The sequence below is a fragment of the Gelidibacter mesophilus DSM 14095 genome, from assembly GCF_000423005.1.
GTDB lineage: Bacteria > Bacteroidota > Bacteroidia > Flavobacteriales > Flavobacteriaceae > Gelidibacter > Gelidibacter mesophilus.
In genome coordinates, this window is the sequence record NZ_AUHD01000001.1 from 44195 (window position 1) to 71151 (window position 26957).

Sequence of the window (26957 nt, forward strand, 5' to 3'; positions counted from 1 at the left end):
AACCTAAAAAGTATAGATCTTCAAAATTCACAAAAACTCAAAATTCATAAAAACACACACAATGAACATCATAGACATTCCAAATTTTATAAGCACCTATATTACAAAAAGAGAAACGAGTCTTTTTGAAAACGATATTCAAGCAAACTCAGCCCTTTTAAGCGAAAAAATCGCTGGTAAATCAGTATTGGTCATAGGAGGCGCCGGAACTATCGGTTCTTCGTATATCAAGGCCATATTAAAGTTTAAGCCGGGAAAGCTTTTTGTGGTAGACACGAATGAAAATGGATTAACTGAGTTGACGCGTACCTTACGTTCAGATGCCAATACCTTTGTTCCTGCCATATTCAAAACCTACCCAATGAGTTTTGGAGATCCTGTTTTTGAAAAAATGTTTGTGGCAGAAGGCCCATTCCATATTGTCGCTAATTTTGCGGCTCACAAACATGTGCGCAGTGAAAAGGATAAATATTCTATTGAAGCAATGATAGATAACAATGTGTATAAAGCTAAAGCATTTTTAGACCTATTAATGGATTATAAGCCAGAATATTTCTTTTGTGTATCTACAGATAAAGCAGCGAATCCGGTGAATGTGATGGGCGCTAGTAAAAAACTCATGGAGGAAGTTATTATGGCGTATAGCGACGATTTACAAATTACCACGGCACGTTTTGCAAATGTGGCTTTTTCCAATGGGTCTTTACTGGCTGGTTATATTGAACGTTTATTTCAAAATCAACCCATCTCATGCCCTTCAGATGTAAAACGCTTTTTTGTTTCACCCGAAGAAAGTGGTCAAATTTGTATGTTGGCATGTATGCTTGGTAATTCGGGGGATATCTTTTTTCCAAAATTAGCCGAAGAACAGATGGTGTTTTTCAAAGATATTACGATTGATTTTTTCAAAGCCTCCAGTAGAGCCATTGCAGCCTGTCAATCGGATGAGGAAGCAAAGACAAAAGCACTTACGACCAAAGAAGGTGACCCTTATCCCGTTTACTTTTTTGATACGGATACCTCTGGTGAAAAGTTATACGAAGAGTTTTATACAGATGGCGATGTGGTTGATCAAAAGACCTTCTCAAGCTTAGGCGTTATAAAAAATGCGAGAAAGTTGAAAATCCCAGAAATTAACAAAACGATTTTAGGCTTGAAGGACTTAATGGCTTCAGGAAATTATGATAAAACAGCGATTGTTGGTTTGTTGAAAAAGCAGCTTCCAGATTTTGAGCATATTGAAACAGGGAAGAGTTTAGATCAAAAAATGTAATTGATGTATAGAAGATTTAAAAGAGGGTGTGATATTGTGGTGTCAGGAGCTGCGTTAGTGATACTGGCACCCTTGTTAATTCCGATAATGATTGGACTGAAATTTACTGGTGAAGGGTATATTTGGTACAAGCAAGAACGTGTAGGATTTAAAAACCAACCATTTTTGATTTGGAAGTTTGCAACGATGCTTAAAGACAGTCCCAATATGTCAGGCGGTGTTCTTACTACTAAAAAGGACCCGCGCATTACTCCGATGGGCGGTTTTTTAAGAAAAAGTAAAATTAATGAACTGCCCCAGTTGATCAATATCTTTAAAGGAGATATGAGTATTGTGGGACCACGGCCATTGATGCGGATTAGTTTTGAAACCTATCCCAAAGAGGTCCAAAAGGTAATCTATAATGTCAAACCAGGTTTAACAGGGATAGGTTCTATTATTTTTAGAGATGAGGAAGAACTCATTACGCAAGTAAAAAATAAAGGAGAAGACACTTGGGCATTTTATAAGAACCAAATTTATCCTTTTAAAGGTAAAGTTGAACAATGGTATCAAGAACACGAATCCTTTTTTACAGATATCAAAGTGATAGCCATTACGGCATGGGTGATTATAAACCCAACCAATGAAATCGTTTATAAATGGTTCAAAGATTTACCAAAACGACCGTTTTAAATTTGTGGCACTCAAATTTTAAAGTTGCGCAGCTGTCCATTAGCAATGAATAATTGAACTCTTACCGGTTTTCAGCGAAATTTTTTGTCTTTATACGTAAAGCACCGCTTCGAATTAAAAAATATCCTAATTTGATGTTTAGTTTCATTGGATCGAAATAGTTCATCTTGGTGAACCGTTGTGATTAGTATTCAATTTGTAAAGAGCGATATGTGTTTTTTATAAATGTACGCGCACCTTAGTAGGTTTGCTAATGGTAGCTATTAATTTTTCAAATAATTTCAAATAAGAGTGAAATATTTTTATCATTTGCGTCAATATGAGGATGTTAATAAGTTTAATTTTCACAATATCGTAAAATAGTATTGAAAAAAAAGATTGAGTTTATAATTTAAAAGATTGTGATAGGTAAGACATTACATGTATATTTGCCAAAATTCCCCCACTATTTTATCTATTGATAGTTAAACCTATATAGTCATGATTCAAGAAGTTCTTGCTTATTTTAATCCTTTAGATTATTTAGGAATATGGTTAGCGTTGGCGTTTGCAATGGCATTTGTCGTTTCTTGGGCTACGTTTCCGACAATATTAAAAGTTTCTGAAGTCAAACAATTGATGGATGAGCCAGGATCAAGAAGTGCCCACACCATTAAAACGCCTACCCTAGGAGGTATTGCTATTTTCTTTAGTTTGGCTGTGGTGATTACAACCATTGGTGGGCTTTTGGATACTAAAATATTAATGTTACTGTTGGGAGGCCTGACGGTTTTGTTCTTTTTGGGTTTAAAAGATGATCTATTAGTTTTAGCGCCAAGAACAAAATTTATGGCGCAATTATTAGTCGCCGGTGTTCTTATTATATTTACTGACACTCGGATTGTTGGTTTTTTCGGAGTTTTTGGTGTGACAACTTTACCATATTGGCTCTCGGTTCTGTTTACATTATTCGTCTATATTTTAATTATTAATGCTTATAATCTTATTGATGGGGTGGATGGTTTAGCAGGGAGTTTGGCATTATTTGCCAGTGCTGCCTTTGCTTATCTATTTTGGAAGACTGAGGATGTAAGTATGATTACCATCGCTGTGGCCACAATTGGTTCTTTGGTGCCATTTTTACGTTTAAATTTTTCTAATAAACGAAAAATTTTTATGGGCGATACCGGTTCTATGATCATTGGGTTTCTGATTGCTTTTTTTGTGGTGCGTTTTCTTAGTGGCGCTGAGGGTTACCGTGCCTCACCATTTTATAATTCGGCCCCTGTTTTAGCCTTAGCGATCGTGTTTTTTCCTCTTTTGGACACTTTGCGTATTTTCTTTATCCGTGCGATCATTCATAAGACAAGTCCTTTTAGGGCAGATAAAAACCATTTACACCATGGTTTTATTAAATTAGGCTATTCGCACAAACAAACTACGGCATGCATTGTTATCACCAATTCAATCTTGTTTGTTTTGGCACTTTTGTTTAAAGACCTTGATATTCATTTACAATTATTTCTTTTGCTTGTTATTGGAACAGTATTGTATTCTATCGTCTTTCTTTACCATTGGGTTTTAAAAATTAAATCCGAATCTAATATTCCAGAACAGACATAAGAATTTAGTGTCATTTCTAAATAAAACGCCTTACTTTTGCATTTCATTTTTAGAAATTATTTTTTAAACATTTCAACATCAATTTAATGAAACACATCCTATTGCTTTTGATGGCATTATTTATGCTGAATTCCTGTGTCACAAAAAAGGAAATTCACTACTTGCAGGATATTGATACGAATGGGACCGGAGCTATTGTCTATCAAACGCCAAGCATCCAACCTAATGATATTTTGAAAATCACTATTGAAAGTTTATCACCAGAGGCAGCACTTCCATATAATAAGCTTGTATCTGCAGGAGTAAAAGCTACAAGTTTGGAGATTATGCAATTAGAGGGGTATGTTGTTACCTTAAATAATAAAGTTAACTTGCCTGTCTTAGGTGAAATATCTACTGAAAATAAAACAACACAAGAGCTTTCGGAATTTATAGGCCATAAATTGGTGTCTGAAGGTCATTTATCCGATGCAAGAGTTGATGTACGGTTGATTAATGCCAAAGTAACCATTCTTGGTGAAGTCAATAAGCCTGGGACTTTTACTTATACTGAAGAAAATATGACTATAATGCAAGCATTAGGTTTTGCGGGTGATTTGACAATTAATGGCGAGCGCGAAGACATTCTAATGACTAGAGAGGTGGATGGGATTCGAAAGGTGACCCATATAGATTTGACCTCAGCAGAATTTATGAATAGCGAATACTATTTTATTAAACCAAATGACCTCATTGTGGTGAACCCTAATAATCCTAAGGTCAAAACAGCTGGATTTATTGGCAATGTTGGAACAGTACTCACCATTGTGTCGTTGGCATTAAGTATAACAATTTTATTGACGCGATAATTATGGAGGATTCATATAATAAGATACACGCGTTTGAAGAAGAGGACAGTCTTGACTTAAAACAAGAAATTAGACGGTATTTTAGATATTGGCCTTGGTTTCTTTTGAGCTTAATAATTGCATTGATAAGTGCTTATTTGTATGTAAGATTTTCTCCAAGAATTTTTCAGACCCATTCTAAAATTAAAATTTTGGATAAATCCGATGGTTTGGAGCTGCCTACGGCGGCGTTTATATTTAAAAGATCCAATATTAATTTAGAAAATGAGATTGAGATTTTGACTTCGTCCATCATGATGACTAGGGTGGTGAGAAGTCTAAATTTGAATACGAGCTTCTATGAAGAAGGAACGATAAGAACCACACAAATTGAAAGCTTACCCTTTTATTTTAAGCAAATTATTCAGCCAGATAGCATAGCAAGCAGCGTCTCCTATAAACTTAAAATCAAGGAAAAAGGACTCGAAATTATTAATGAAGATGGGGAAGTGCTGTCTTCTTTTGATAACTTTACTACATATAGTAAAGTGCATAATTTACCTTTTGAAATAGACCTAAATAATCAAGGTGCAAAAAGCACTTTTATTGGTAAAACTTATATCATATTTTTTAGACCATTGGAAAATGTTACTTTGGCTTTAAAATCTAGAATTGTAGTTGAACCTATTGGTAAGCAAAGTGATTTACTTAAAATAAGCACCAAAGGTGAAAGTAAAACGCTTTCAGAAAATATCGTAAACACCTTAATGGACGTGTTCGATAGAGATGGAATAAATGATAGACAATTAATTTCAAAACGAACTTTAGATTTTATTGACGATCGGTTTGTGTTTTTAGCCCAGGAGTTAGATTCTATTGAATTGGGACGTCAAAACTTTAAACAACGTAATAATTTAGTAGACATTAAAGTGGATGCTGAATTGGGCTTGCAACAACGTACACAGTCTGAGCAAGAAGTATTTGAAATTGAGAGTCAACTAGCACTATCTCAGCTGTTAAAAAATTCCCTTACAGGAAAGACGGAATCTGGTTTGTTGCCAGCAAATATTGGAATTAATAATGGAAGCATTAATGAATTGATAGCCACCTACAATACAGCTGTTTTAACTAGAGATAAATTTTTAAACAGTGGCGGGACGAATAACCCTATTGTTAAACAGGCGGTAACACAAGTTGAAGAACTTAAAGCAAACATTAATCGGTCTCTCAATAATTACGTAAGTCAACTGGAAGCCTCTAGTCAACAATTAGAAAACAGAAATGACCGATTTAGTGGAAAGGTGGCTCAGATTCCTGAAAAAGAAAAACTTTTGCGAGCCATAGATCGTCAACAAAAAATAAAAGAGAGTCTATATTTGTTATTATTACAAAAGAGAGAAGAAGCAGCAATTAATCTGGCGATTACTGAGCCGTCTATTAAGGTGGTTGAGTATGCTTTGACGGGGAATGCGCCCATATCTCCTAAATCCAGAATTATTTATTTAGGAGCTTTCGTTGGTGGGCTGCTTGTCCCTTTTGGATTGTTGTATCTCATTTTTTTATTGGATACTAAATTACATAGTAAAGAAGACATCACCAAAATAAACAAAAGGACACCAATCATCGGAGAAATTCCTGATATGAAAAAAGATCAGGATATTGTTTTTGATGATCCCAATGCAAGATCGGTTTTAGCAGAATCCTTTCGCATATTGAGTTCTAATGTCGATTATATCTTGCCCTTAAAGAATGACGGGAAAGGGAAAGTAATTTATTGTACTTCGACTATAAAAGGAGAAGGAAAGACTTACGTGAGTATTAATTTATCATTGGCGCTTTCAAGTATCAATAAAAAGGTATTATTAATTGGTGCTGATTTAAGAAACCCACAGATTCATACGCAAATTAATGAAGATAAGGATAAGCCTGGCCTATCTAATTACTTGCATGATACTAGCTTTGATTGGAGGGATGCATTAGTCAATGGTTTTGATAAACATCCCAACCATGATATTTTGCTATCAGGAACCATCCCTCCCAATCCAGCACACCTTCTTACCAATGGTCGTTTTACAAAACTCATTGAAGAAGCCAAGGAAGAATATGACTATGTCATTGTGGACACGGCGCCAACAATTTTGGTTACGGATACCATGTTAATATCTCAATTGGCTGATGCAACTGTTTATATTGCAAGAGCGGATTTTACAGAGAAAAATCTTTTAAAATTTTCGAAGGATTTATCAGAGAGTGGAAAATTGAAAAACATGGCTTATGTCATCAACGGGGTAGGAGCAAGCAAGTCCTATGGTTATAGCTATAACTATGGTTACAATTACGGTTACGGAAATAATAACTAGCCAATGGTAATTAATTCTTAAGCAGCGAGGTGATATTTATCATCATTTCTGTGAAATGAATTGGGTACTTTTAATGTGAATCATAAACCTAAAAGCCATGACAAACACCCAACTTGTATCCTCCATAATGTCAACCAAAATCATCAAACTGAAAAAGGATGATGATCTTGAGAAAGCAGAGCATCTATTTAAAAAGCATAAGATAAGACACATCCCGGTAGTTGATGGAAAATCCATCATTGGGATGTTGAGTTACACCGATTTATTGCGTATTAGCTTCGTGGATGCTGTTGATGATGAAGGTGAAATTGAAAGCTTGGTCTATAATATGTTTACGATTGAGCAAGTGATGGCAAAAAATGTGGTTTCGGTGTCTTCCACCAGCAGTATCAAGGAGGTGGCCCAAATATTGGCCAAAAAAGAATTTCACGCCTTACCGGTAGTTGATGATAATGAATTGGTGGGGATCGTGACCAGCACGGATTTGATTAACTTTTTGCTTATCTATCTATAATATAACGTTACGAATATTAAGCAGCCAAACAATTTTGGGATTAAATCCAAATTTGTTTGGCTGTTTTAATTTATATGTGTTAACTGTTTTTGATAGCGAATGACTTACGAATTCGCTAGAACCTTCAACGTTTTAATCGTCTCTGTTGGATTGTCACTTTTAAAAACGTGGCTCCCCGCTACAAAGGCATCTGCACCGGCTTCGACCAATTTTTGGATGTTTTGGTCTGTAACGCCGCCATCAATCTCGATACGGGTCTCTAAACCTTGTTCAACGATCATCTTACGAAGGTTTTTAATACGTTTGTAAGTTACTTCTTCAAATTTTTGACCGCCAAATCCAGGATTTATGGACATCAATAAAACCATATAGCATTCTGGTAAAATATCTTCCAAAACTACAAGAGGGGTCGTGATATTAAGGACAACACCTGCTTTACAGCCTGCGTCCTTAATTTGACGTAATGTTCTATGTAAATGAACGGTAGACTCGTAATGGACAGTAATGATATCTGCCCCAACTTTTGCAAATTCTTCAATATAACGTTCAGGTTTTTCAATCATTAAATGGACGTCCAAAGGTTTAGTCGCATGTTTTTTAATGGCTGAAATCACAGGCATTCCGTAGGAGATATTCGGTACAAAATGACCATCCATGACATCAATATGAAACCAATCGGCGTCGCTATTATTGACCATTTCTACATCGCGTTGTAGGTTCCCGAAATCAGCCGCTAACATTGAAGGTGCTATAAGTTTTAAAGACATAGAGTGTAGTTGTAAAGTTTTTGCAAATATAGATAAAATAAGTCTTCAGTTGGCAGTATGCAGTCGGCAGTCTTCAGTCTTCAGTTGGGAGTCTTCAGTTTTCAATCTGTCTGAATTTTGTTTCAAGTTTCTTCATGCCTAAATAACATTTGCTTATTTAAACAAAATTAAAAAACGGGTCGAATACATGGGTAGTCTATAGATACGCCATAGATAGTGTATGGATACAGCCAATAAAACACCCTGACTTGCCTTCGAATTATAGTACAGGGTTTTTGTTGCTTAATTTTCATAAACAACTCGATATCGTTTTGGTCAGAATTTAGAATTTGGTGTTTGCGTGTCCACATCTTAGCTAAAGCTTCAGCCGAGCGGTTAGACGGGCAAGCAGGTTTCAGATTTCTTGCTTTCCATGTCTATAAACTATGAACTGTTTAAACAGAATCAAAGATTTTTCTGAACTTTGACATGCTACCAACTGACAAAGCTATGACCTAAAGTTCCACAACGTATTCCTAGATTCACAAAAAAAGCCGGATTGGGGCTTCATCAGAATCTGTACTTTGGTTCAATAGTTGTCATTCTATGTGCAGTTCTCCCGCCTCCGCGAAATGCTGCGGACGTTCAGACAGTCTGCAGTAGGCAGTCTTCAGATATATTATTACTCAATAGATAATAATAAGTAGAGATGGGATTCTTGGATTAAAAAACAAACCCCCGGTAATCAGCCGAGGGTTCTTTCATCAATCAAAAAACGAACAGCTAAATTCCGGCCAAAGCAGAAATCTCTAACTGTTTGTTGTCTTCAAACTCCAAAAATTAAATACCAAATTCCAAACCGATAGTTTGGAATTTGGTACTTGTAATTTAGAATTTTATAACCTACCCTAAATAGGTTTTTAATATTTTGCTTCGTGAGGTATGTTTTAACCTACGAATTGCTTTTTCTTTAATCTGACGGACACGTTCACGTGTTAAATCGAAAGTTTCACCTATTTCTTCCAAGGTCATCGGATGTTGATCACCCAAACCAAAGTATAGACGGATGACATCCGCCTCACGAGGTGTCAAGGTCTCTAAGGCACGTTCAATTTCGGTACGCAAAGATTCGTGCAACAAATCCCGATCAGGATTTGGTGACTCTCCAGAACGTAAAACGTCGTATAAGTTAGAATCTTCACCTTCAACCAACGGCGCATCCATGGATACGTGACGGCCAGAATTCTTCATGGACTCTTTCACATCATTGATGGTCATGTCCAATTCTTTGGCAATCTCTTCAGCACTTGGCGGCCGCTCATGACTTTGCTCTAAAAACGCAAAGGTCTTGTTGATTTTATTGATGGAGCCAATTTTATTCAAGGGCAGGCGCACAATACGGGATTGTTCAGCCAACGCTTGTAAAATGGATTGACGAATCCACCATACGGCATAAGAAATAAATTTGAAACCACGCGTTTCATCAAAACGCTGTGCTGCTTTGATAAGACCTAAGTTACCTTCATTGATTAAATCTGGTAAAGTCAAGCCTTGGTTTTGATATTGTTTTGCTACCGAAACGACAAAACGTAGATTGGCTTTGGTCAATTTTTCTAAAGCAAGTTGGTCTCCTGCTTTAATGCGTTGTGCCAATTCTACCTCTTCGTCTGCGGTAATTAAGTCAACTTTTCCAATTTCTTGAAGATACTTGTCTAGCGAAGCGGTTTCCCTATTGGTAACTTGCTTCGTAATTTTGAGTTGTCTCATTTAAAATGTTTCTCTAATTTATAATAGTGATATTCCTTATGGTAAGTGGTTATACGTAAAGCATACCTAAAATGTTACAAGAAATTAAAAATATTATTGAAATAAATAATTTCCAGGAATTCCACGTCCTTTTCCAGTAGCAAATAGATCACGGTAGGGGGTGAGACTAAATGAATCGCTCCTGAATAGATCATGAGCGACTATGTTAAGTAAACTTAGTGTAACCAATAAAAGAATACTACACTCAACACCCTTTTTATTGTAAGGGATTAAGAATTAGATTCGTCTTAAGGCACTATTAGATTTATATTTTAATCAGTTTTTTATCCGCTAAATTAATGTCGTCGAGCATCTCATTGGTAAATTTATAATGTCCCCGTGTGGTAATTATCTTGAAACGTGAGGAATTCATTGCGCTTAGGGTGTTTAAAAATAGCCATTTGGATTTCAATAGGCGTGGCTTGTCGGATTTTAGGCTTAATTCAAAATAATGTTTTCGGCCTTCTTTTTCTGCAACAATGTCTGGGGTAACATCAATATCACTGCCTTTTTTGTGATACGATTTTGGGGTTTCATAACCCTCTGCGTCAGCTTTGATGTTTTCAAAACCACTGTTCTCTAAGTAGGTCAAAGACGTACTTAAAATGTCCGAATACTTTTCTTTATCTGTGTAAACCATAACCTATAATTTAATTAAAATATGGACAAATACAAATTTTTGTGAAGGTTTAACTTTTTAATCTACAGTCATCTTAAAACCAATTCCTCAAACCGGAACCCTCATCTCTCATTATACCCTAACATGTCCATCCCCAAATACATAATATTTATTGGTGACCAATTGTTTTAAACCTAATGGGCCTCTATGGTGCAACTTATCTGTACTAATGGCCAATTCGGCACCTACACCCATTTGTCCGCCATCAGTGAAACGTGTGGAGGCGTTATGGTATACTGCAGCACTATCTACTTGTTCCATGAATTTTTGGGCCAGACTTTTGTCTTCAGTGAGTATGGAAGCGGAATGTCCCCCAGAATAGGTGTTGATCATGTCTATGGCTTGGTCTTCATCTTTAGTTTCCGCAATCAGGAGTTTCATTGCTAAAAACTCCTCATACCAAGTCTCATCATTTTCAATCTTAGCTTCTTCGGTTAGCACTTTTCCTACCTTACGGTCAACAAGTAATTCAACATTCAAGCTATGTAGCACCGTTTGGAGTTCTTTCAGCTTTGCTTCATAATTTGGAATGTTCTTATCGATCAATACCTTATCCAAAGCGTTACATCCTGAAATTTTATCTGTTTTGGCATTTACGATAACCTTGACGGTCTTCTCCCAATCGGCATCTTTGGCAACATATAAAAAGTTGTTGCCTCGCCCGCTAATCAAAACGGCACAAGTAGCATGATCCTTGACGAACTTAATTAAACGTTCCCCACCTCTAGGCACAATCAAATCAATCTTCTCCGGTGGATTCTTTAGAAACTCTTGGGTTTCTTCCCGCTGAAGATGCAAGAGTTTGATCCAATCTTTTGACAGACCATTTTCCTCTAAAGCATCATGCCAGCATTTTTCAAGAATAAGATTACTGTTTAAGGCCTCTTTTCCGCCTTTTAAAAGAATTTTATTATTTGCTTTGAAGGCTAAAACCGCCGCTTCGATAGTCACATCTGGCCGTGATTCATAAATAATCATAATTGTTCCAAAAGGCGCTGTTTTATTGGTGATTTTCAAACCACTGTCCAACGTTAGGTCTGAAATTTCTTTTCCTACAGGGTCTTCTTGAGCCTTTACTTCCTTAATCGCAGTGATCATTCCATCAATTTTGGAATCATCTACAACCAATCGGTCGTAAAGAGCTTGATCATTTTTGTCAAAGGCATCCAAGTCTTTTTGGTTTGCTTTTAAAATAGTTTTACGCTCTCTGTCAAGGATGTTCATCATTGATTGTAAAACTTTATTTTTTATATCTGTTTTTAATAGTTTCATAGTTCGTGTTTAATTTTAATAATATGATTGAATTAGAGCATGATGCTCTATGGTTTGGCTTTGGATAGTTAACTGGTTCTTGTTCGCTTTCGTCAATTATTCCTCTTGCTGGGATTCTGAACTGTAATCCTTCCGACTTCAATTCCTTTTCTAGAATTGAGCCACCTTCCTTCGAAAGGAAGGAAGCAGCCTTTTTAATTTGGGCGTGTTTTGAGAATTTGGTGTTTTCAAACTTCATGATTCCCGTTTCAAACTCCTCACATTTTTAATGAATAAATTTCGTCCCAACTTCCTTATTGTCAATAATGTCAACAATAACATTTGCTCTTTTTCCGTTGGCGATATAGGTTGGAATGTTTTTTTCAGCAGTATGTTTTGCAATCTTTAATTTTGACGCCATGCCACCACGGCCTTCACCTTCTTTTTTGTTGGAAGCCATGACGTATTGCTCTACCGCCTGATTTACTTTCACTTCCTTCAATTGCGTGGAGTTTTCATCATCTGGATGTCCTGTATACAGACCATCAGTATCTGAAAGAATAATTAAACGATCCACATCCAATAATTCAGAGACTAAACTTGCGAGCTCATCGTTATCCGAAAACATGGACATGGTCAAAGACGTCGCATCGTCCTCATTGGCGATAGGAATAATCCCTTCTGAAAGCAAACCTTCATAACAGTTGATCATGTTTTCACGGTGCTTTCCAATATCAAAATCTCTTTTAGTGGCCAAAACCTGTGCGCATCGCATGCCATAGTCATGAAACAGACTATAATAATGACGCATCATTCGGGGTTGTCCCACTGATGAATAGACTTGTCGTCTTATCGACGGGTCTTTTATACTGGTTTCGCCCAAAATTTCTTTTCCTGCAATGGCAGATCCTGAAGACACCAGGATGACCTCGATATTTCGTTCGTTTAAAACAGATATTTGTCTTACCAATTCCTTTAAAACAGGACCTAAAATTCTATTATCTTTATTAGTCAGTACATTGGTACCAACTTTTACTAATACACGTTTTGTTTCCATTATTATTTTTTTCCCAATTCAACAGCTCTATCAAAGGCGGCATAAGCGGCGTCTTCGATAAGTTGTTTTACATTATTGTCGTCCATAGAATCTATGGCAGCTTGTGTGGTGCCGCCTTTTGAGGCGACTTTGGCAATCCATGATTTTGGTGAAATATCATTCTGATTAAAGAGTTCAATAGCCCCTTCAAAAGTATTGCTTACAAGAACCTTAGAATCGTAATCTGAAAAGCCCATTTTTAAGGCGGCTTCCAGCATTGATTGCATGAAGTAGAACACATATGCAGGTCCACTTCCAGAGATTCCGGTTGAGGCATCAATGAAATTTTCTGTGGCTACATGGATCGAAGTTCCTGTGGTGTCCAATAGATTTCTCACCATTAGCAATTCTATTTTTGAAACCGTTTCTGATTCAGTGTAAGATGTTACACCTTTACCAACTTGAGCTGGCAAATTTGGCATGGTTCTTACCACTTTGCTTTTGCCCAACTGTTGTTGAATAGTTTCTATAGTAACACCAGCCATTAACGACACAAAAATCTGATCATCGTTAAGCATAGGTTTCATGATCTTGAATAGATTTTCACTATGAAATGGTTTGACGGCTATAAATACGAGATCGGCCTTTGGAAGGCAATCATCAAGATTATTATACACATCAAACTGCGGCTGTTGCCTTAATGTTTCTATTTTTTTTGGATCCGTGTCAAAAATCCGGAGTTTATGTTTACTGAGCAAAGGTGAGCTTGCCATACCTTCGGCATAGGTCAATCCCATATTTCCTGCTCCAATGACTAATACTTTCATTTTTTAAGTTATTGATTATCAATATTAATTTCTACTAGAGCTGCAAGGACTGTACGGAAGACCCCTTTTATCGAACTAATTTAGGAGAATCGCCAAATTGATAAATTTGAATGCCTAGATTCATCAATTTATGAATTATCAGAGGAGAATCTTGTCCTATTCTCAATTGTTAAAATTTGACGAGGTGACAGGTTGTCGGGATTTTGCAAGTTTGTCGGGTGCTTTTTTAAAATCAGGGTATAAAAAAACCTCCCAAGTATTAAAAACATGAGAGGTTTGATATATAAAGAATTTAAAATCAGAAATTAATTATCTCTTTTATCTTCTCTTGGTTTGCGATCATCACGACCTCTATTGTCACGAGATCCACGATTATCACGTCCACCACTTCTATTGTCTCTATTGTTATCTCTTGGCGGTCTAGCAACATAACCTTCTGGCTTGTCCAATAACGCCTTACGAGATACTTTTTCCTTACGTGTCTTAGGATCTACGCCAAAGTATTTTACTTCAAAAACATCACCCATATTCACCACGTCAGAAACATTCTCAGTACGTTCCCATGCCAATTCACTTACGTGCAATAACACTTCATTTCCTGGTGCGTCCAAATACTCAACAACGGCCCCAAAATCGAGCATCTTAATGACTTTAACTTTATAAGATCCGCCGACGGTTGGTTTAAACAATAACGAATCAATTTTTGTAAGAACCGCATCAATACCTTCTTGATTGGTACCTAAAATTTCCACAATACCTTCTTCAGTAATAGGATCTTCGTTGATAACAATCGTTGTCTTGGTTGCTTTTTGTAATTCTTGAATGACTTTTCCACCTGGTCCAATTAACGCACCAATGAATTCGTTAGGAATCACACGGGTAATCATTTTTGGAGCATGTGCTTTTACATCGTCATTTGGCTGAGCAATGGTTTCTACCAATTTGTCAAGAATATGTAAACGACCGTTACGTGCTTGCTTTAAAGCATTCACTAAAATTTCGTAAGACAAACCTTTAACCTTGATGTCCATTTGACACGCGGTAATACCATCTGCAGTACCAGTAACTTTAAAGTCCATATCACCTAAGTGATCTTCATCACCAAGAATATCAGACAATACTGCATATTTTCCAGATGCTGCATCAGAAATCAATCCCATTGCAATTCCAGAAACTGGTTTTTTCAACTGAACTCCTGCATCCATCAACGCCATTGTTCCCGCACAAACTGTAGCCATAGAAGAAGAACCGTTAGATTCTAAAACTTCAGAAACCACTCTTACGGTGTAAGGACACTCATCAGGAACCATACCTTTTAAAGCACGTTGTGCCAAGTTTCCATGTCCTACTTCACGACGAGACGTTCCACGGATTGGACGTGCTTCACCAGTTGAAAAAGGAGGGAAGTTATAGTGTAAATAGAAACGCTCTTCACCTTCAAAAGATGGCATGTCTATTTGGTTGGCCTCTCTTGAAGTACCTAAAGTAACGGTCGCCAAGGCTTGAGTTTCTCCACGTGTAAAAAGAGCAGAACCGTGTGTAGATGGTAAATAATCCACTTCACACCAGATTGGTCTGATTTCGTCTGTCTTACGACCATCTAAACGCAAACCTTCATTTAAGGTAAGGTCACGAATCGCATCTTTTTCGGCTTTATAATAGTAATGAGATACCATGCCACCATAATCTGCTAATTCTTCTTCAGAAAAACTCGCTTTGATGTCTTCTTTAATGCCATCAAAAGCAGCACTTCTTTCATGTTTAGCTGATCCGGCTTTTGCAATGGCGTACACTTTATCGTATGCCATATCATGAATTTTTTTCGCTAAATCTTCATCGGTTCGTTCTGGTTCGTATTCACGAACAGCTTTCTTTCCAAAGGCTTCAGCTAATCTTAACTGAGCAGCACACTGAACTTTAATAGCTTCATGGGCAAATTTAATGGCTTCGGCCATTTCTTCTTCAGAAATTTCATCCATTTCACCTTCAACCATCATCACTGAGTCCGCTGAAGCTCCAATCATCATATCGATGTCAGATTCTAATAGCTGTGCTCTTGTTGGATTGATGATAAATTCACCATTAATACGACCCACTCGCGCTTCAGAAATAGCACATTCAAATGGGAAATCTGACAATTGGATAGCTGCAGAAGCCGCTAATCCAGCCATGGCATCTGGCATCACATCTTCATCATGAGACATTAACTGGATCATCACTTGAGTTTCTGCATGGTAATCACTTGGGAATAATGGACGCAATACACGATCCACCAAACGCATGGTCAATACTTCGCCGTCGCTTGGTCTTGCTTCTCTTTTGAAGAAACCACCAGGATAACGTCCTGCAGCAGCAAATTTCTCTCTATAGTCTACGGTCAACGGTAAAAAGTCAACATCACTTTGTTTGTAATTGGAAACAACCGTACATAATAACATACATTTTCCCGATTGCACAACAACCGAACCATGAGCTTGTTTAGCCAATTTTCCGGTTTCGATGGAGATTGTACGTCCATCACCAAGGTCAATGACCTCTTTAAAAACTTTTGGAATCATAAATTTTTTAATTCTAATTAAACAATGGTCGTTGTGTTGTTGTGTAGTGTTGTGTGTGGACCAATGAAAAACTGTATTGAGCTTCTTCTATTTCGAGTGTTAGACGCTCTCGATTGCGTTACTATTCTTATTCCTATTCTTTTTTGGGCGTTCCCCTAAAAAGGGTCGGGCTGTCCGCTATATCTTTTACAGCGCCAAAAAGCTGTAAAAGGATGCCGCTTCCATCCCTAACGCAAAAAAACCAAACGCAAAACAAAAAACCACGCTGAAAGGCGTGGTCTTTGAAGGGATTATTTTCTTAATCCTAATTCTTTTACGATGGCACGATATCTTAAGACATCTTTCTTAGTTAGGTAGTCAAGTAATGCACGACGCTTACCAACTAACATGACCAATGAACGCTCCGTATTATAATCTTTACGATTGTTTTTTAAGTGTTCTGTTAAATGACTGATTCTGTAGGTAAACAAAGCAATTTGCCCTTCCGCTGAACCCGTGTCTTTTGCTCCTTTACCATGTTTTGCAAAGATGGCTTCTTTTTCTTTTTGATCTAAATACATGCTAATATTATTGTAAATGATTGTTATGTACGCAACTCGGTTTTCGAATCACGGTGCAAAGATAGTAATTATTATAATATGAATAATACTGCCCATTGATATTTCTTTTAATCGATGATTTGAAGGAAATTGACTATAAATATTTGTTAATTCGTTAAGCTTATGGCAAAATCTAAGTTATTTTTGACCCGAAGCGATTTAAGATAAGAGATGCCAACACAACTGATTAATATAAAAGATAAGCTTTTTGAAAATATATTCGAAAACGCACCAAATGGAATAGCCATCGTTGGTTTAGATTATAGTTGGGTTAAAGTCAATCGCAGCATGATGGAGCTTTTGGGATATTCTGAAACGGAGTTTTATACGATGAAATTTCCTGAGATTACGCATAAGGATGATTTAGATGCTGATACTGAGTTTCTTAAGAAATTAGTTAATAACGAAATTGAAAGTTATCAAATTGAAAAGCGTTATTTCCACAAAAACGGAAATGTGGTGTGGACCTTATTATCAGTTTCCATGGAAAAGCATCTCGATGGTAGTGCGCTATATTTCATTTCGCAAGTGGTGGACATCACCAAGCAAAAGGAGATTTTATGGGAAATGAATTCCATTAAGGAAATTGCCAAAAATCAGAATGATATGCTCTCCAATTTTGCGCATATCGCCACCCATGATATCCGAAGCCATATTGGCAATCTCGGGATGATTACTGACTTTATGGAGGAAGAGACCGCAGGAATCAAAAATGACGAGAATTTTAAAATGCTCAAGGAGTCGTTGTCTCAGTTAGAAGTCACCATTTCCAATCTGAATGAGGTCAGACGGGATGATTTTTCTCTTCATGGAAATTTGTCATCTAAAAATTTAGGTGTTTTTGTGGAGAACGCCATTTATAATATGAATGCTATTGCCAAAAATGAACGTTGTGAGATCTTTAATGAGGTGGATGATGATATTTTTGTGCTTGGAGTATCTATTTATTTAGACAGCATTATTCTCAATTTTTTGACCAATGCCATTAAATACAGTTCAAAAGATCGAAAATCTTATGTGCGGTTGCGGACAAAAATCCAAGATGACTTTGTAATATTGGAAATTGAGGACAATGGATTAGGAATTGATTTAGAATTATATAGAAATGACTTGTTCCAGTTTAGAAAAACATTTCATCATATACGTGATTCTAGAGGGGTGGGCTTATTCATTACTAAAAATCATATTGAAAGTATGGGAGGAAGAGTAGAGGTCAAAAGCCAAGTTAATGTGGGCTCAACCTTCAGCGTTTATTTTCAGAAAGCTTAATACTTAGGACTTTTTATCAATAAAAAAGCCACTTGAAACAATTAAATTAATTAATTCGTTTTATGTGGCTCAGTTTTTTTAAATGAGATTTAGATTAAACCCGCAATGGTTGATTCGTGATCAAATCAATATAAAGGTTAATCTTGTTCTTCAAATCTTTACGTTCAGTAATAAAATCCAAGAATCCGTGTTCTAATAGAAATTCTGCGGTTTGGAAATCTTCCGGCAATTCCTGACCTGTGGTATCTCTCACGACACGTGGTCCTGCAAAACCAATCAAGGCTCCTGGCTCACTGATGTTAATATCGCCCAGCATGGCAAAAGAGGCGGTTGTACCACCAGTTGTCGGGTCCGTGCATAAAGAGATATAAGGCAAACCGGCGTCAGCCAACTGTGCCAACTTAGCCGATGTTTTTGCCAGTTGCATCAATGAAAGAGCAGCTTCTTGCATACGTGCACCTCCTGATTTTGAGATGATGATGAATGGCAATTTCTTCTTTAAGGCATATTCTCCAGCACGTGCAATTTTTTCGCCTACCACACTGCCCATAGAGCCCCCAATAAAGGCAAAATCCATACAGGCCACAACAATGTTTTTTCCTTTAGATTTACCTACGGCACAACGTACCGCATCCTTAAGTTTGGTTTTTTCTTCAGCGGCTTTTAAACGATCTGGATAAGCTTTGGTATCTACAAATTTTAAAGGGTCTTTTGAAGATAAATTGGCATCCAATTCTTTGAATTTATTGTCATCAAACAGAATTTGAAAATACTCCTTGCTCCCAATTCTTACGTGGTATCCATCTTCTGGACTTACAAAAAAGTTCTTCTCAAGTTCTTCCGTATCTATAATTTTACCCGTTGGAGATTTATACCACAAGCCCTTCGGCGTGTCTTTTTTCTCCTCTGTAGTAGTGGTGATTCCTTTTGTTTTTCTTTTAAACCAAGACATAGTGACTTATGATTTACATTCCTGCGTAGGCAGAAATCTTATGATTAGATGATTATAACCGGTCTTATAATTTTTTCAAGTGATTAGGAGAAAACATCCCAAAACCTGCCGCAAAGTTATAAAGTATTTACGTTATTTAAATCTTCAAAGGCCTTTTTTAATCTCTCAACAAAGGTTTCTTCACCTTTTCTGAGCCAAACACGTGGATCATAATACTTTTTGTTTGGAGAATCGTCACCATCAGGACTTCCAATTTGCGATTGTAAATAAGCCTCATGATTTTTATAATAATCACGGATTCCGGTCATAAATGCATATTGCATATCCGTGTCAATATTCATTTTAATTACTCCATAACCTATTGCTTCTCTGATTTCTTCAACACTAGAACCTGATCCGCCATGGAATACAAAGTCAATATGATTGTGAGGTAAATCATGCTTTTTAGATAAGAACTCCTGTGAGTTTTTAAGAATTTTTGGAGTTAATTTTACGTTTCCAGGTTTGTATACGCCATGTACGTTTCCAAAAGCTGCGGCAATTGTAAATTGATCGCTCACTTTACTCAATTCTTCATAAGCATAGGCCACTTCTTCTGGTTGTGTGTATAATTTAGAAACGTCTACATCTGAATTATCAACGCCATCTTCTTCACCACCCGTTATCCCTAATTCAATTTCTAAAGTCATGCCCATTTTGCTCATACGCTTCAAATAGGTCTTGCATATTTCGATATTCTCTTCAATAGGTTCCTCAGATAAGTCAATCATATGAGAACTGTATAAAGGCTTTCCAGTTTCTTTAAAGTGCTGTTCACTGGCATCTAAAAGTCCATCAATCCACGGCAATAATTTTTTTGCGGCATGGTCCGTGTGTAAAATTACCGGAACACCATAAGCTTCTGCCATAAGATGCACGTGTTTTGCTCCAGCAACCGCGCCAGCAATAGCAGCTTTTTGTCCGTCATTACTCAAGCCTTTACCTGCATTAAAAACAGCACCACCATTAGAAAACTGAATGATAACCGGTGCATTTAAAGCTGCAGCAGTTTCTAAAACTCCATTAATGGTGTTGGATCCAATAACGTTGACCGCTGGTAAAGCGAATTGTTTTTCTTTTGCCAATTTAAAAATAGCCTGTACCTCTTTGCCTGTTGCAACTCCTGGCTTTATGTTGTGACTCATATTGTTTTGTTATTTTAATTAGTTTCAAAAATAATGAAATTAAAGCAAAATCATAGTTTTGATAGGGTTGTTTTATAAACATATCACCTTTTTAAACCGAAATCGATATAGTCTGAGAGCTGCAACCAGCTCTAGAAATTAAATTGATCAACCGCATATATTCTGAGGATATCTTTGCTATTATTAGCTTCAGAAATTACTATATAATATGCACTGTCGAGATTGCTTTTTTGGTTAGTGCGAGTTTCACGGATTTAACTAAGGATGGTCAATTTTTATCTTTTATTATGAAAGGGATGAAATTTGTGTTCTTAAAAAGGATAGTTAATCCCAATATTAAAAACTGAATTGCCAAAGTTGTAATCCTTAAACCAGCGGTTTCCTAAGTCATAGGAAGGATCATAAGTTTTAAATCCAATATCGAGACGGATGACAAAGAAGCTGAAATCATACCGCAAGCCAAACCCTGATCCTACGGCAATGTCTTTTAAAGAGCTAAAACTATCGAAGGTCTGCGCCGGATCTGTGACATCGTCAAACACGTTCCAGATGTTTCCAGCGTCAACAAAAAAGGCACCGTATAAAGAGCCAAAAAGATTAAAACGTTGTTCCACACTAAAGTGTAGTTTGAAATTGGCCTCGTTGAATTCATTGGTCGATTTTAAGCTGCCTGGACCTAGGTTATAAGCCGTCCACGCGCGATTGTCATTGGGACCACCAGCAAAGAAGCTTTTTGAGAATGGAATATTGGTAGCATTGCCATAAGGGATTGCAATACCTGCGTAACTTCTAACGGCAAGAACATTCTTCTTTCCTAAGTCCCAGTACTTAACGTAATCAAACTCCGTTTTGGCATATTGTGAAAACGCCACCCCAAAAACCTCATAACGATCACTCTCGTTCTTTCCGGCGCCTGTAAGTTTTGAAAGACCGTTCAATATGTTTCCTGCAAATTCGACTCTAAGTCTGATGATGGAAAAATCATTGTCGAAAATATTTTCTCTTCTATTTTTAATATAATTAAAGCTTGAAGAAATGATGAGGTTATTTTCAGTCAACCTTGTTTTTCTTTGGTCAATATTGCTTACGGTTTTATACTCTTGATCTGTTGGGGTTAATGCGGTATCATCGTCAAGAACATCAAAAATAAACTGATCTGCTCCATCAGGAATGGATAAATTGTCGTCGTCATCAATATAATTAATGTCTTTTGCAATACTGTTCAGACTGTTGTAAGAATTTTGGTAGACCCCAAAGTAATTATCGACATTAAGGTTTTTGACAAATTGGGCATTAAAGAGATCAAGCGTGTTCGTCACTTTTTGATTAGGATACCAATTATAGCTCAACATTCCGGTAAAGGTTTGTTTGTCCAATCCTATATTGCGCTGGCTTGTGGCCGCAGTACTGATTCGAGTGCTTGGCGACATGTATTTTGGGATGATCCTATCTGTATTTAGCGGAAAAAATAAACGAGGAATGGTGAGTTTGACCGTTGCGCCAACCTCAGTAATATCAAAAAATGAATCTTTATTGTTTCGTGCTTCCTTTGAAGCGCCGATGGAGCCTAGCCCGGAAACTTCTAAGGTTTCTGCTCCTCTAAAAACGTTCCTGATCAGAAGGCCACCGCTAAATCCTAACCCAATAGTTTGGATATTGCTTTGAGACACTTCAGCATTGAAATTAAGCCCGAATTTTTTCTTTGGAATTAAATAGATATTGGCCGTTAAAGTGGTGTCCTGTACATTCTCTATATATTCAATGTTTGGATATTTAAACGTCCTAAGCTCGCTCAAATAACGATAAGTCCGGGTGCGGTTGATATCCTTAAAGACAGCATCTTTGGTGATAAATACGGCATCTGTTAAAGCTTTTGCTCTGTATTTGGACTTTCCGTAGCTGTAAATATTAAACCCTTTATAGTTGATGGTGTCTGTGGGTGGAAGGTTTTTATTTTGATAGGAGTCATCCGTAAAAATGTTGACATCCTTAATTTTGTAAATCTTGAACGGCCTTACCTGCACGGAATCATCATACCTGATCATTCTATTTTGAATGATAATATCAGTGTTTACTTTTCTATGAGTACCAATCGTATCGATTTCAAAGGTGATATAATCCTGGGCGAAATGATAAAGTCCCGAATTGCGCAATTCGGTCGTTAAACGATCCCGTTCATTGGTGAGGTTGGCCTCTTTAAACTGTTCGCCCGTAACAATCAGTGAGTTGTTTTTGAGCGATTTATAAAGCGTATCTATGACTGGTGACGATATTTTCGTTCTAATCGAATCCAAATAATAAGGATTTCCCGTCTCTATATAAAAGTTTAAATTTGCCCTTTTGGTATTTGTTGTATCTACTTTGTAGAAAGCATCGGCATTGAACCACCCATTTTTGTAGTAATACGTTTTAAGATTTGTAGTAGATTTTTCCGCTTTTAAAGGACTGATAATTACAGGCGGCTCTCCCGTTGACTTGAGCCAACTGTTAAAATCTCGTTTTGAATTGATTATCTCTTCATACTGCTTGAGTGAAATAAAGTTTTTTAGTCCTGTTTTTGGATTGTCGGGATTTCTATATTTGGCTTCTAGGATCGAATCGATATTAGGTCGTGCCAAATTGTATATATTGAGCCTGATTGGAATTCCGAAAAAGGGGACTTTTCCGTTTGGTTTTTGATACAGTAAGCTGTTAAGGGCGTCAGTGTTATTTTTTTTGTCGTTGACGTAAACAGTGTTCTTCATTAGCAAAAGTTCATCATCGTTAACACGTTTTACCGCATTACAAGCAGACAGCATTATGAATAATGTCGTTATAAATGATATTTTTGCAATCTTAAGTCTCAAAGGAAAATAGATATAACTATTGATGGGGTCAAATTTACTGTATTTAAAGGTGGTAAAACAAACATTAAAAAAATCCTTAGTAGGAATTATTAACGTAACAAAAGTAAATACATTTTAATGTTAACAAAGAATCAGATAAAATTAATTACGAGCCTAGGACAAAAAAAGCAACGCACGAAGCATCAGCTTTTTATTGTTGAAGGAAAAAAGGGGGTTGATGAGTTTTTAAAATCTGATGTCCGCTTAAATCATCTGTATGCTGTAACTGATCAATATGATTGCCCACCTGAAAAATTCAGTTTGATTTCTGAACCTGATCTCAAGAAAATAAGTGCTTTAACCACCCCGCAACAAGTGGTCGGCATTTTTGAAATTCCTAACCCTAAAAAAGTGTCCCAAGACCATCTAATTTTGGCATTGGACGCTGTGCGAGACCCGGGTAATTTGGGGACGATTATTAGACTTTGTGATTGGTTTGGGATAGAGCATTTGGTATGTAGCGAGACGACTGTGGATTGTTACAATCCCAAAGTGGTGCAAGCCACTATGGGCTCTTTAACCAGGGTCCATGTGAATTACCTGAATTTAGAAGAATTTTTAAGAGAGGCCGACCTTCAAAAGTTTGGGGCTTTTATGGATGGAATTAATGTTTATGGAAGTGTACTGCCTGAAAAGGGCATATTGATAATGGGCAATGAAGCCAACGGCATTTCGGCAGAAATAGAAGCGCTTATTGAGAATAGGATAAGCATCCCTAGTTTTAGCCAACATCATGCCACTGAAAGTTTAAATGTAGCTACCGCAACGGCTATTTTGTTGAGTGAGTTTAAAAGGAGGGGGTAGGGATTAGAGGACGTTTATCATTTAGTTTAGTAGGCAGTTTTCCAAAATGCGCGAAATCCATGGGAGCCTTTTATTGAAACGTGAAATTCACAAAAACACCCCGTGTTTTCATTGTAGCCACATTGCCTGTCCACGGGCTGTCAATATCTGAATCTATAACCAGTTCATCATTAATGGCAAAAATCCCTCTTATGGAAGGGGTGAACTTAAACCATTCCAAATACAGGTCAACGCCAAAACCCACCTCATAAAAGAACATCCCTTTTTTGGTACGGAACTGGCCCGCACTGTTGTCGTCGGGATTATCTTCATTACTTGATAAGTTCAATGCCGTAGAAAAACCTCCAACTAAAAAAGGTTTAAAATTATTAATCCGTTTGGTCGATGCTTTTAACAATAAGGGGAAATGAATATAAGTGGATTTGACTTCCCGCAATAAGTCTGATTGATTGAATGACATACCCTCAAAATAGCTTTCATCATATTGCAGGTTTCTTTGAGAAATATACAAACCTGGTTCAAAGCGCAGATTAAAATACTCATTGATCCTTAAATCGCCAATTAAACCTACATTAAAACCGACATTGGTTTGAACATGAATATCTTTTAGATCTTGTTCGTATTCAAATTTAAAATCATAGCTATTAAAGCCTAGAAAATAGCCCCAAGTCAATAATTGCTTATCGAAATTCTCTTGGTTTTTAATCTTTTCTTTAGTGAATAATTGGGCTGATGCTGAATTGCAAATCAGTAAAAGCAGTATGATTATGCTGGTTCTTTTCATTCTTTAGAGGTTCTGGATCTAATTTGTTTGGAGCTATTTACTTGTTTGCCGTATAAATGGTTGCCACTCCAAAGGTTTGTGGCAAATCCTTCACATTACTAAACCCAATTTCTCTTAAAATATTGTTTAAAGCTTCTCCGTAAGGAAAAACAGAAGCTGATTCACTCAAATATGAATACGCCACCCGATCTCTTGAACACACTTTTCCGATGGTTGGCAAAACGTATTTAGAATAGAATTTGTAGCCTTGTTTATAGGGTGTTTTTATGGGAACAGAGGTTTCCAAAATCACAAATATTCCATTAGGTTTTAAAACCCGTAAAATTTCAGAAAGCCCTTTCTCTAGATTTTCAAAATTTCTAACCCCAAATGCTACAGAAATAGCATCAAAACTATTATCCTCAAAAGGAAGGTCTTCAGAATCACCAAGCATCATTTTAATTTTGTGATCCAATTTACGTTCGGCAATTTTTTTTCGGCCCACCTCAAGCATGCCCTCACTAATATCTAGGCCTATAATTTCTTTTGCGTTGGTTTTAGCAAGATTTATTGCCAAATCACCCGTTCCAGTAGCTATATCAAGAATTCGGTTAGCATTAGATTTTGTAATGATGTCAACAACTTTTTTTCGCCATTTAACATCAATTCCAAAAGAAATAACGCGGTTTAATCCATCATATTCGTTTGAAATTGTATCAAACATTTGAGCCACCTGTTGCTTTTTGTTCAACTCACTATCCTTATATGGCTTCACTTTTTCTGACATACCAATGTTTTTGCCAAAATTACATATTTTTTCATTGCAAATTCGGCAACTTTAAATGAAAAGCTAAAATGAAATGGACTTTATCTAAAGAGATAACGCTTTCTAACAATGTACTTTGATATTTTGAAAATTTATTATAACAGTTGTAAATTTTAACGGAGACTTTTAAATGTTTTATATTTGTGTGACGTTTTGAATACAAAATTAAATGAAAATAATCATTGCAGGTGCAGGTGAAGTCGGATTCCATTTGGCGAAGTTACTATCCTACGAATCACAAGAGATCACGTTATTAGATACAAAAAAGGCCAGTTTGGTTTATGCCATCGATCATTTGGATATCAGAGTTATTAAAGGTGACACCACCTCAATTGCGGTTTTAAAGGATGCTCGCATTGAAAGTTCAGACCTATTTATTGCTGTAACTTCTTCAGAAACCACAAATATTACCGCCTGTGTTTTGGCAAAACAACTAGGTGCGAGACGAACCATTGCGAGAATTTCAAATACAGAATTTATTGACCAAAAGGACGAGGTTGGTTTTTCTAAATTTGGCATCGACGAACTAATTTCACCAGAATCTTTAGCTGCAGGAGAAATAGAGCTGCTTTTAAACCAATATGGTTTTGATGATGGTTATGAATTTGAGGAAGGCGCACTGACCATGCTGAGTTTGAGGTTGTCAAAGACGGCACTTTTTGTTGATAAAACGGTTCAGGAAGCTGCGGAGGTATTTCCTCAACTTCATTTTGTACCAATCGCGATTCAGCGGTTCGGAACACAATATACCATCATACCTCGTGGCGACACGCAATTTAAGGAAGGCGATAAAGTGATTTTTGTGACCTCAAAAGGGGGAGCAGAAGAGTTGTTTGGACTTTCAGGAAAAATGAGATTGGATGTTAAGAATGTCATGATTCTTGGTGGTAGTAAGATTGGTCATAAAACAGCGAAAGACTTATGTGCCGCCAAATTCAATGTTAAGCTGGTAGAAAGTGATAAGGATGTGGCCTTTGAGATGGCCGATGATTTGCCGAACGCTTTAGTCATACATGGCGATGGACGAAATGTGGATTTGTTGGAAGAAGAGAATATTAGCAATATGGATGCTTTCATTGCGGTGACTGGAAATTCAGAAACTAATATCATGTCATGTTTAGTGGCCAAATCTAAAGGTGTGAAAAAAACCATTGCCTTAGTTGAAAACATGGATTACTATCAAATCTCTGAATCTATTGGAATTGACACCTTGATCAATAAGAAGCTCTTGGCAGCCAATAATATTTTTAGATACATCCGTAAAGGTGAAGTGGTAGCAATGACCAAGCTCAATAATATGAATGCGGAGTTGTTGGAGTTTGTGGTAAAGACCCGATCAAAAATTACGGACAAGTTTATCAAGGATTTGGATTTTCCGCGCTCGGCCATTATTGGTGGTGTGATCCGGAATGGGAAAGGAATTATTCCGCTGGGAGATTTTAAAGTACAAGCTGGAGATAGAGTAGTGGTCTGTTGTCTTCCTAAGTCTATAACTGACGTTGAAAAACTCTTTTTTTAAGC

The 26957-nt window shown here is 36.8% G+C and carries 23 protein-coding genes; 9 read left to right on the plus strand and 14 right to left on the minus strand.

The window, feature by feature from the left end:
• Nucleotides 1-61: 61 nt before the first annotated feature.
• The 6 genes from G525_RS0100240 (at nt 62) to G525_RS0100265 (ending at nt 7251) form a co-directional block, all read left to right on the plus strand.
• On the plus strand, nt 62-1273 hold the full coding sequence (locus tag G525_RS0100240) for a polysaccharide biosynthesis protein (RefSeq protein WP_157491841.1): 1212 nt from the start codon (nt 62-64) through the stop codon (nt 1271-1273).
• A 3-nt stretch (nt 1274-1276) separates the two neighbouring features.
• Nucleotides 1277-1948: a sugar transferase gene (locus tag G525_RS0100245; protein WP_027124337.1), complete on the plus strand. Its 672-nt coding sequence runs from the start codon at nt 1277-1279 to the stop codon at nt 1946-1948.
• Nucleotides 1949-2428: 480 nt separating this feature from the next.
• Nucleotides 2429-3550, plus strand: coding sequence for an MraY family glycosyltransferase (locus tag G525_RS19945; protein ID WP_051209665.1), 1122 nt, complete (start codon nt 2429-2431; stop codon nt 3548-3550).
• A gap of 86 nt (nt 3551-3636) precedes the next feature.
• Entirely contained in the window at nt 3637-4398 is a 762-nt protein-coding gene (locus tag G525_RS0100255) for a polysaccharide biosynthesis/export family protein (RefSeq protein ID WP_027124338.1), read from the plus strand.
• Nucleotides 4399-4400: 2 nt separating this feature from the next.
• Entirely contained in the window at nt 4401-6737 is a 2337-nt protein-coding gene (locus G525_RS0100260) for a GumC family protein (RefSeq protein ID WP_027124339.1), read from the plus strand.
• Between the two features lie 97 nt (nt 6738-6834).
• Complete coding sequence (locus tag G525_RS0100265; protein ID WP_027124340.1) at nt 6835-7251, plus strand: CBS domain-containing protein; 417 nt, start codon at nt 6835-6837, stop codon at nt 7249-7251.
• Nucleotides 7252-7355: 104 nt separating this feature from the next.
• On the opposite strand, the gene rpe is transcribed toward G525_RS0100265, so the two are convergent.
• From rpe to rpsO, 9 genes are all read right to left on the minus strand, one after another.
• Nucleotides 7356-8018 (minus strand): ribulose-phosphate 3-epimerase, encoded by a 663-nt coding sequence (rpe, locus tag G525_RS0100270; RefSeq protein WP_027124341.1) that lies wholly within the window; start codon nt 8016-8018, stop codon nt 7356-7358.
• An 882-nt stretch (nt 8019-8900) separates the two neighbouring features.
• On the minus strand, nt 8901-9764 hold the full coding sequence (locus G525_RS0100275; RefSeq protein ID WP_027124342.1) for a sigma-70 family RNA polymerase sigma factor: 864 nt from the start codon (nt 9762-9764) through the stop codon (nt 8901-8903).
• A gap of 304 nt (nt 9765-10068) precedes the next feature.
• The gene (locus G525_RS0100280) at nt 10069-10443 is read right to left on the minus strand and encodes a hypothetical protein (RefSeq protein WP_027124343.1); all 375 of its coding nucleotides are present in this window, start codon (nt 10441-10443) and stop codon (nt 10069-10071) included.
• 111 nt (nt 10444-10554) lie between these two features.
• On the minus strand, nt 10555-11754 hold the full coding sequence (locus tag G525_RS0100285; RefSeq protein ID WP_027124344.1) for a glutamate-5-semialdehyde dehydrogenase: 1200 nt from the start codon (nt 11752-11754) through the stop codon (nt 10555-10557).
• Nucleotides 11723-11992, minus strand: a complete 270-nt coding sequence (locus tag G525_RS0100290; RefSeq protein ID WP_027124345.1) for a hypothetical protein — start codon at nt 11990-11992, stop codon at nt 11723-11725. Before G525_RS0100290 ends, G525_RS0100285 begins: the two co-directional genes overlap by 32 nt.
• A gap of 27 nt (nt 11993-12019) precedes the next feature.
• Nucleotides 12020-12790, minus strand: a complete 771-nt coding sequence (gene proB / locus G525_RS0100295; protein ID WP_027124346.1) for a glutamate 5-kinase — start codon at nt 12788-12790, stop codon at nt 12020-12022.
• Between the two features lie 2 nt (nt 12791-12792).
• Nucleotides 12793-13596, minus strand: a complete 804-nt coding sequence (gene proC / locus G525_RS0100300; RefSeq protein WP_027124347.1) for a pyrroline-5-carboxylate reductase — start codon at nt 13594-13596, stop codon at nt 12793-12795.
• Between the two features lie 305 nt (nt 13597-13901).
• Nucleotides 13902-16154 (minus strand): polyribonucleotide nucleotidyltransferase, encoded by a 2253-nt coding sequence (locus tag G525_RS0100310; RefSeq protein ID WP_027124348.1) that lies wholly within the window; start codon nt 16152-16154, stop codon nt 13902-13904.
• A 290-nt stretch (nt 16155-16444) separates the two neighbouring features.
• Entirely contained in the window at nt 16445-16714 is a 270-nt protein-coding gene (rpsO, locus tag G525_RS0100315) for a 30S ribosomal protein S15 (RefSeq protein ID WP_027124349.1), read from the minus strand.
• 210 nt (nt 16715-16924) lie between these two features.
• Between rpsO and G525_RS0100320 the strand changes: the two genes are divergently transcribed.
• A complete protein-coding gene (locus tag G525_RS0100320) occupies nt 16925-18022 on the plus strand; it encodes a sensor histidine kinase (protein ID WP_027124350.1) in 1098 nt (365 codons plus the stop codon).
• A 94-nt stretch (nt 18023-18116) separates the two neighbouring features.
• Here the strand turns inward: G525_RS0100320 and accD are convergent, their stop codons facing one another.
• The 3 genes from accD to tamL all read right to left on the minus strand — a co-directional run bounded on the left by accD (nt 18117) and on the right by tamL (nt 23004).
• A complete protein-coding gene (gene accD, locus G525_RS0100325; RefSeq protein ID WP_027124351.1) occupies nt 18117-18974 on the minus strand; it encodes an acetyl-CoA carboxylase, carboxyltransferase subunit beta in 858 nt (285 codons plus the stop codon).
• A 116-nt stretch (nt 18975-19090) separates the two neighbouring features.
• Complete coding sequence (gene fbaA, locus G525_RS0100330; protein WP_027124352.1) at nt 19091-20158, minus strand: class II fructose-bisphosphate aldolase; 1068 nt, start codon at nt 20156-20158, stop codon at nt 19091-19093.
• A 311-nt stretch (nt 20159-20469) separates the two neighbouring features.
• The gene (gene tamL, locus G525_RS0100335) at nt 20470-23004 is read right to left on the minus strand and encodes a translocation and assembly module lipoprotein TamL (RefSeq protein WP_027124353.1); all 2535 of its coding nucleotides are present in this window, start codon (nt 23002-23004) and stop codon (nt 20470-20472) included.
• 117 nt (nt 23005-23121) lie between these two features.
• Here tamL and G525_RS0100340 point away from each other — a divergent pair, with 117 nt between their 5' ends.
• Nucleotides 23122-23847, plus strand: a complete 726-nt coding sequence (locus tag G525_RS0100340; RefSeq protein ID WP_027124354.1) for an RNA methyltransferase — start codon at nt 23122-23124, stop codon at nt 23845-23847.
• A gap of 70 nt (nt 23848-23917) precedes the next feature.
• Here the strand turns inward: G525_RS0100340 and porT are convergent, their stop codons facing one another.
• Together porT and ubiE are read right to left on the minus strand one after the other, a co-directional pair.
• Entirely contained in the window at nt 23918-24631 is a 714-nt protein-coding gene (gene porT / locus G525_RS0100345) for a type IX secretion/gliding motility protein PorT/SprT (RefSeq protein WP_027124355.1), read from the minus strand.
• A 37-nt stretch (nt 24632-24668) separates the two neighbouring features.
• Complete coding sequence (ubiE, locus tag G525_RS0100350) at nt 24669-25397, minus strand: bifunctional demethylmenaquinone methyltransferase/2-methoxy-6-polyprenyl-1,4-benzoquinol methylase UbiE (protein ID WP_027124356.1); 729 nt, start codon at nt 25395-25397, stop codon at nt 24669-24671.
• A gap of 208 nt (nt 25398-25605) precedes the next feature.
• Here ubiE and trkA point away from each other — a divergent pair, with 208 nt between their 5' ends.
• Nucleotides 25606-26955: a Trk system potassium transporter TrkA gene (trkA, locus tag G525_RS0100355; RefSeq protein ID WP_027124357.1), complete on the plus strand. Its 1350-nt coding sequence runs from the start codon at nt 25606-25608 to the stop codon at nt 26953-26955.
• Nucleotides 26956-26957: the final 2 nt, after the last annotated feature.